Raw genomic sequence first — 8014 nt, forward strand, 5'->3', positions numbered from 1 at the left:
CGCAACAGACCCAGCACGTCGCGCAATTTCTTGTATTCGCAACCGGCGAAGCCGTTGACCTTGAACACCCGGCCAAGCCCACACCTCCCGTCAGCACTGCCGCCGGCAATGGGGTCGCGCCGCGGCCGGCCAAGGCCGCCACTCCCCCGCCCGCGGAGGGTGACGAGCTGCAGACGCTGCGCGGCGCCGCCGCGGCCGTCGTCAAGAACATGTCGGCCTCGCTGGACGTGCCGACGGCGACCAGCGTGCGCGCCGTGCCCGCCAAGCTGATGATCGACAACCGGATCGTCATCAACAACCAGCTCAAGCGCACCCGCGGCGGCAAGATCTCGTTCACCCACCTGCTGGGCTATGCGCTGGTGCAGGCGATCAAGAAGTTCCCGAACATGAATCGGCACTACGCCGAGATCGACGGCAAGCCCACCGCGGTGACGCCGGCGCACACCAACCTGGGCCTGGCCATCGACCTGCAGGGCAAGGACGGCAAGCGTTCCCTGGTGGTCGCCGGGATCAAGGGCTGCGAAACCATGCGGTTCGCGCAGTTCGTCACCGCCTACGAAGACATCGTGCGGCGCGCCCGCGACGGCAAGCTGACCGCCGAAGACTTTGCGGGCGTGACCATTTCGCTGACCAACCCGGGCACCATCGGCACCGTGCACTCGGTGCCGCGGCTGATGAACGGCCAGGGCGCCATCATCGGGGTGGGCGCCATGGAATACCCCGCCGAGTTCCAGGGCGCCAGCGAGGAACGCATCGCCGAGCTGGGCATCGGCAAGCTGATCACCCTGACCTCGACCTACGACCACCGCATCATCCAGGGCGCGGAGTCCGGCGACTTCCTGCGCACCATCCACGAGATGCTGCTGTCGGATGCGTTCTGGGACGAGATCTTCCGCGAGCTGGGCAACCCGTACCTGCCGGTGCGCTGGAGCACCGACAACCCGGATTCGATCGTCGACAAGAACGCCCGGGTGATGGAGTTGATCGCGGCCTACCGCAATCGCGGTCACCTGATGGCCGACATCGACCCGCTGCGCTTGGACGGCAGCCGGTTCCGCAGCCACCCCGACCTCGAGATCCTCAACCACGGCCTGACGCTGTGGGACCTGGACCGGGTGTTCAAGGTCAACGGCTTCGCCGGTTGCGAATACAAGAAATTGCGCGACGTGCTGGGTCTGTTGCGCGACGCCTACTGCCGCCACATCGGCGTGGAATACACCCACATTCTCGAACCCTCGCAGCAGGAATGGCTGCAGCAGCGCGTCGAGACCAAACACGTCAAGCCGACGGTGGCCGAGCAGAAGTTCATCCTGAGCAAGCTGAACGCGGCCGAGGCCTTCGAGACCTTCCTGCAGACCAAATATGTTGGCCAGAAACGCTTTTCACTGGAAGGCGCGGAAAGCATCATTCCGATGATGGACGCGGCGATCGACCAGTGCGCCGAGCACGGCCTCGACGAGGTGGTCATCGGCATGCCGCACCGGGGCCGGCTCAACGTGCTGGCCAACATCGTCGGCAAGCCGTACTCGCAGATCTTCTCCGAGTTCGAGGGCAACCTCAACCCGGCACAGGCGCACGGCTCCGGCGACGTCAAGTACCACCTGGGCGCCACCGGCGTGTACCTACAGATGTTCGGCGACAACGACATTCAGGTGTCGTTGACGGCCAACCCGTCACACCTGGAAGCCGTCGACCCGGTGCTCGAGGGTCTGGTGCGCGCCAAGCAGGACCTGCTCGACCACGGCGCCGAGGACCAGGGGGACGAAAAGGCCTTCTCGGTGGTGCCGATGATGCTGCACGGCGACGCCGCGTTCGCCGGTCAGGGCGTGGTCGCCGAGACGCTGAACCTGGCCAACCTGCCCGGTTATCGCGTCGGCGGCACCATCCACATCATCGCCAACAACCAGATCGGCTTCACCACCGCGCCGGAGTATTCGCGGTCCAGCGAGTACTGCACCGACGTCGCGAAGATGATCGGGGCGCCGATCTTTCACGTCAACGGCGACGACCCGGAAGCGTGCGCGTGGGTGGCCAAGCTGGCCGTCGATTTCCGGCAGGAGTTCAAGAAGGACGTCGTCATCGACATGCTGTGCTACCGCAAGCGCGGGCACAACGAGGGCGACGACCCGTCGATGACCAACCCGGCGATGTACGACGTCGTCGACATCAAGCGCGGGGTGCGCAAGAGCTACACCGAAGCCCTGATCGGCCGCGGCGACATCTCGATGAAGGAAGCCGAGGACGCGCTGCGCGACTACCAGGGCCAGCTGGAGCGGGTGTTCAACGAGGTCCGCGAGCTGGAGAAACACGGCGTGCAGCCCAGCGAGTCGGTCGAGGCGGACCAGATGCTGCCGGCCGGGCTGGCCACCGCGGTGGACAAGGCGCTGCTGGCCCGCATCGGTGACGCGTTCCTGGCCCTGCCCGACGGCTTCACCGCACACCCGCGGGTGCAGCCGGTGCTGGAGAAGCGGCGCGAGATGGCCTATGAGGGCAAGATCGACTGGGCCTTCGGCGAACTGCTGGCGCTGGGCTCGCTGGTGGCCGAGGGCAAGCTGGTGCGGCTCTCCGGGCAGGACACCCGCCGCGGCACCTTCTCCCAGCGGCACTCGGTGATCTTCGACCGCAACACCGGCGCCGAGTTCACGCCGCTCAAGCTGCTGGCGACCAACGCCGACGGCACCCCGACCGGCGGCAAGTTCCTGGTCTACGACTCGCCGCTGTCGGAGTACGCCGCCGTGGGCTTCGAGTACGGCTACACGGTGGGCAACCCTGACGCCCTGGTGTTGTGGGAGGCGCAGTTCGGCGACTTCGTCAACGGCGCGCAGTCGATCATCGACGAGTTCATCAGCTCCGGCGAGGCCAAGTGGGGCCAGCTGTCCAACGTTGTGCTGCTGCTGCCGCACGGCCACGAGGGTCAGGGTCCCGACCACACCTCGGGGCGCATCGAGCGCTTTCTGCAGCTGTGGGCGGAGGGGTCGATGACGATCGCGGTGCCCTCGACGCCGTCCAACTACTTCCACCTGTTGCGCCGGCACGCCCTCGACGGCGTGCAGCGTCCGCTGATCGTGTTCACCCCGAAGTCGATGCTGCGCAACAAGGCGGCGGTCAGCGACGTCCGAGACTTCACCGAGATCAAGTTCCGCTCGGTGCTCGAAGAGCCGACCTACGAGGATGGCATCGGTGACCGCGGCAAAGTCACCCGGGTCCTGCTGACCAGCGGCAAGCTCTATTACGAGCTGGTGGCCCGCAAGGCCAAGGACAATCGCGACGACGTGGCGATCGTGCGGATCGAGCAACTCGCTCCGCTGCCGAAGCGCCGGCTGAATGAAACGCTGGACCGCTACCCCAACGTGCAGCAATACTTCTGGGTCCAGGAGGAACCGGCCAACCAGGGCGCCTGGCCGCGTTTCGGGCTGGAGCTGCCCGAGCTGCTGCCCGACAAGCTGACCGGCCTCAAGCGCATCTCGCGCCGGGCGATGTCGGCGCCGTCGTCGGGGTCGTCGAAGGTGCACGCCGTCGAGCAGCAGGAGATCCTCGACACGGCCTTCGCCTGACGGGCTTCGGTGACCCGCAGGTATCAGGGACCGCTGGTACCGGCTAGCCTCGACGCAAACGTGCCAAAGAAGGAAGGGTGCTCATGCAAGGGTTCGCCGGCAAGGTCGCGGTGGTGACGGGCGCGGGTTCGGGTATCGGGCAGGCGCTGGCCCTGGAGCTGGCCCGCTCGGGCGCCAAGGTGGCGATCAGCGACGTCGACCTCGACGGCCTGGGCCAGACCGAGGAGCAGCTGAGGGCGATCGGCGCGTCGTTCAAGTCGGATCGGCTCGACGTGACCGAGCGCGAGGCCTTCCTGGCCTACGCCGACGGCGTCAAGGAGCACTTCGGCAAGGTCAACCAGATCTACAACAACGCCGGCATCGCCTTCACCGGCGACGTGGAGGTCAGCCAGTTCAAGGACATCGAACGGGTGATGGACGTCGACTTCTGGGGCGTCGTCAACGGCACCAAGGCGTTCCTCCCGCACCTGATCGCCTCCGGCGACGGCCACGTCGTCAACGTGTCCAGCGTGTTCGGGCTGTTCTCGGTGCCCGGGCAGGCGGCGTACAACTCGGCCAAGTTCGCCGTGCGGGGCTTCACCGAGGCGCTGCGGCAGGAGATGGTCGCGGCCGGCCACCCGGTGGCGGTCACCACGGTGCACCCGGGTGGCATCAAGACCGCGATCGCGCGCAACGCGACGGCCGCCGAGGGGCTCGACCCCGAGCAGCTCGCGAAGCTGTTCGACAAGCGGCTCGCCAGGACCAGCCCGCAGCGCGCCGCCCAGATCATCCTGGACGCGGTCCGCAAGAAGAAGGCCCGGGTGCTGGTCGGCACTGACGCCAAACTCCTGGACGTGATGGTGCGGCTGGCGGGCCCGTACTACCAGCAGCTCTTCGGCCCGGTGATGGGCCGGTTGCTGCCCAAGCAGTGATCGATCTCTCAGTGTCGAGGGTCGCCGATTCACCGTTTCGCCCTGCTGTAGTCAGCATCGCTGGTAACGATTAGCGTCAAGCGGTTAACCCTGGTCGAGGGAGTTTGCATGGATAGGTTCGCCGGCAAGGTCGCCGTGGTCACCGGAGCGGGTTCCGGTATCGGCCAGGCGTTGGCGGTCGAGCTGGGCCGGGCCGGTGCCAAGGTGGCGATCAGCGACGTCGACACCGAGGGGCTGGCCCAGACCGCCGAACAGCTGACGGCGATCGGCGCGGCGTTCAAGTCGGACCGGCTCGACGTGACCGAACGCGAGGCCTTCCTGGCCTACGCCGACGCCGTCAACGAGCACTTCGGCCAGGTCAACCAGATCTACAACAACGCCGGCATCACCTTCATCGGTTCCATCGAGGACAGCCGGTTCAAGGACATCGAGCGGGTGATCGACGTCGACTACTGGGGCGTCGTCAACGGCACCAAGGCCTTCCTTCCGCACCTGATCGCCTCCGGCGACGGGCACGTCATCAACATCTCGAGCGCGCTGGGCCTGTTCTCCGCGCCCGGCCAGGCGGCCTACGTCTCGGCCAAGTTCGCCGTCCGCGGCTTCACCGAGTCGCTGCACCAGGAGATGGCCCGCGCCGGGCACCCGGTGCGGGTGACGACGGTGCACCCGGGCGGCATCAAGACCGCGTTCGCCCGCAACGCCACCGGCGTCGAGGGCCTCGACCATGCCGAGTTGGCCACCGTGTTCGAGGAGCAGCAGGCCAAGACCACCCCGCAGCGGGCCGCCCAGCTCATCCTCGAAGGCGTGCGAAAGAACAAGGCGCGGGTGCTGGTCGGTCCGGACGTCAAGGCGATGGACCTGCTGGTGCGGCTCGCCGGACCGAACTACGAGCGGCTGGTCGGCGGCCCCGTGATGAGCCGGGTCAAGGACTTCGTCACCCGGTTGCTGCCGAAGCGCTGACCCGGTCGATGAGCGCGTGGATACGCGCGAGAGAGGGCCGGGGCACGTCAGCCTTGATCGTCAGCGGCCGAGCGGATGCTCGGCCAGCCAGCCTCCCGCCACCGCCTGCGGGTCGGCACCCGCGCGCACCTGGCGGCGCATCTCGACCAGGGCGGCGGTGTCCAGCACGCCGGCCACCTCGTTGATCGCCAGCAACTGCCGTTCGCTCAACGCGTTGCGCCGATACAGCGGCACCACGTTCTCCGCGCGGATCAGCGCGGGCTTGCCGTCGGCCAGCGCGACCAGGTCGCCGGGCACGCCCGGGTCGGCCGTGGTGGTCCACCCGGCGGTCAGCTGGCCGGACCTGATCGCGGCGAACATCGTTGCCTTGTCCGGGTATTCGCGCGGGGCGGCGAGCCGGCAGGCGCCGATCGCCGACGGTTCCGGCTGCCCGCCGACAGCGCCGACGACGAGGCCGTCGCAGTGCCGGGGCAGCGTGCTCAGGTCCGCGCTGACCTCGCTGCCGCCCCAGGACTTGGCCGTCGGCTGGCTCACCAGCAACACGGGCTTGTCCTCCGCGGCCGTCGTGTAGTCCCCCGCCACGACACCCTCGGGCAGCGCGGCGATCATCGCGCGGTAGACGTCTTTGTCCGACATTGCCGTCGCGCCGGGCTGCAACGCCTGCAACACGCGGCCGGTGAAGGCGGGCACGACGGTGACTGCGCCCGAATCCAATTGGGCCTTCGGGTCGGTGGTCGCCTGGAACCGCGCACCGAATCCGTATGACCGCAAGGCAGCGACGTAGACGCCGGCCAGCAGCGCCGAGTCGGCGTCCGGGCGGGAACCGACCACCACCTCGGCACGGGCCCGGTGGTCACCGGTGTCGGTTGCGCAACCGGCCACAGCCACCACGGCGGCGAGCAGCGGCACCGCCAGCCTGCCGATTCTCACCCCCCGGCGACGGTCGTGTCTGAGGCTTCCGTGGCCAGCGCCACCGCTGAGGCGACCGCTTCCCCGACCCGCGTGTCCAGCGGGCTGGGAACGATGCGGTCGAGCGCCAGGTCGTCGCTGACGACGGAGAAGATCGCCTCGGCCGCGGCGACCATCATCTTTTCGGTGATCCGCCGGGCACCGGCCTCCAGCGCACCGCGGAACACCCCGGGGAAGGCCAGCACGTTGTTGATCTGATTCGGGAAATCGCTGCGGCCGGTGGCCACCACCGAGGCGTACTTGGCCGCGATCTGCGGGTGGATCTCGGGGTCGGGGTTGGACAGCGCGAACACGATCCCGCCCGGCGCCATGGTGGCGATCATCTCCTCGGGCACCACGCCCCCGGACAATCCGAGGAACACGTCGGCGCCCCGGACGGCTTCGGCCAGGCTGCCGGTCAGGCCGGCGGGGTTGGTGCGCTGCGCCAGCGCCACCTTGACGTCGTTCATGTCGTCGCGACCGGTGTGCAGGATGCCGCGCGAGTCGAGCACGGTGATGTCCGAAACACCCATCACCATCAGGAGATTGGTGCACGCGACGCCGGCCGCACCGGCCCCGGAGACCGCCACCTTCAGCGAGGTCATGTCGCGGCCGAGCAGCTTGCTGGCGCCCATCAGCGCGGCCAGCACCACGATCGCGGTGCCGTGCTGGTCGTCGTGCATCACCGGGCAGTCCAGCGCCTCGATGAGGCGACGCTCGATGTCGAAGCAGCGCGGCGCGGAGATGTCCTCGAGGTTGACGGCGCCGAAGGTCGGGCGCAGCCGCACCAGGGTTTCCACGATCTCGTCGGGATCCTTGGTGTCCAGCACGATCGGGATGGCGTTCAGCCCGCCGTACGCCTGGAACAGGGCGCACTTGCCTTCCATCACCGGCAGCGACGCCGCGGGGCCGATGTCACCGAGGCCCAGCACCGCGCTGCCGTCGCTGACCACGGCCACCAGCCGGTTCGCCCACGTGTAGCGGGCCGCCTGAGTGTGGTCGGCGGCGATCGCGCGGCTGACCTGCGCCACACCGGGCGTGTAGGCGATCGACAGGGCGCGCTGGGTGTCCAGGGGCGACGTCAGGCCTACCGAAAGCTTGCCGCCGACGTGTGCCTCGAAGATCTCCGCATCGGTGATCACGCCCTGCTCGGCATGCGTCTGTATCGATTCAAGCAATTCGGACACGCGCTTCAGGGTACTGACTACCCATTAGTAGGCCTAATTGGTGATGTGGTCGCAACGTCGGCCCGCCGCGGCCGCGATCGCGGCTAAATCAGCTTGAGCTCGGTGACGGCGCTGCGCTCGTCGACCAGCTCGGCGGTGGTCTTGTCGATGCGGCCGCGGGAGAACTCGTCGATCTCCAGCCCCTGCACAATCGACCAGTTGCCGTCCTTGGTGGTCACCGGGAACGACGACACGATCCCCTCGGGCACGCCGTAGGAGCCGTCGGAGTAGACCGCCATCGAGACCCAGTCCCCCTCCGGGCTGCCCAGCAGCCAGGACCGGGCGGCGTCCACGGTCGCCGAAGCCGCCGAGGCCGCCGAGGAGGCGCCGCGCGCGTCGATGATCGCCGCGCCGCGCTTGGCGACGGTCGGGATGAAGTCGTTCTCGATCCAGTTCTGGTCGTTGACCACCTCGG

General features: G+C 68.1%; 5 protein-coding genes and 1 pseudogene. 3 read left to right on the top strand and 3 right to left on the bottom strand.

Features of this window, described 5'->3' with window-relative positions; all coding sequences use genetic code 11:
* The 3 genes from A9W96_RS10790 to A9W96_RS10800 form a co-directional block, all read left to right on the top strand.
* The coding region (locus A9W96_RS10790) for a multifunctional oxoglutarate decarboxylase/oxoglutarate dehydrogenase thiamine pyrophosphate-binding subunit/dihydrolipoyllysine-residue succinyltransferase subunit (protein WP_231999652.1) at window positions 1-3554 on the top strand (3554 nt) is incomplete at its 5' end.
* Window positions 3555-3637: 83 nt separating this feature from the next.
* A complete protein-coding gene (locus A9W96_RS10795; protein WP_067139642.1) occupies window positions 3638-4465 on the top strand; it encodes an SDR family oxidoreductase in 828 nt (275 codons plus the stop codon).
* A 108-nt stretch (window positions 4466-4573) separates the two neighbouring features.
* Window positions 4574-5425 carry an SDR family oxidoreductase gene (locus tag A9W96_RS10800; RefSeq protein WP_067139646.1) on the top strand — a complete coding sequence of 284 codons (852 nt, stop codon included), beginning with the start codon at window positions 4574-4576 and terminating at the stop codon, window positions 5423-5425.
* Between the two features lie 60 nt (window positions 5426-5485).
* Here A9W96_RS10800 and A9W96_RS10805 read toward each other — a convergent pair whose 3' ends face one another.
* The 3 genes and pseudogenes from A9W96_RS10805 to A9W96_RS10815 all read right to left on the bottom strand — a co-directional run.
* Window positions 5486-6355, bottom strand: a complete 870-nt coding sequence (locus A9W96_RS10805; protein WP_067139649.1) for a glycine betaine ABC transporter substrate-binding protein — start codon at window positions 6353-6355, stop codon at window positions 5486-5488.
* Entirely contained in the window at window positions 6352-7560 is a 1209-nt protein-coding gene (locus A9W96_RS10810; protein WP_066873271.1) for an NADP-dependent malic enzyme, read from the bottom strand. Before A9W96_RS10810 ends, A9W96_RS10805 begins: the two co-directional genes overlap by 4 nt.
* Before the next feature lie 83 nt (window positions 7561-7643).
* A pseudogene (locus A9W96_RS10815) lies at window positions 7644-8014 on the bottom strand (malate dehydrogenase); the annotation flags it as partial.

It is taken from the genome of Mycobacterium sp. 1245852.3 (assembly GCF_001669335.1).
GTDB classification, from domain to species: Bacteria; Actinomycetota; Actinomycetes; order Mycobacteriales; family Mycobacteriaceae; genus Mycobacterium; species Mycobacterium europaeum_A.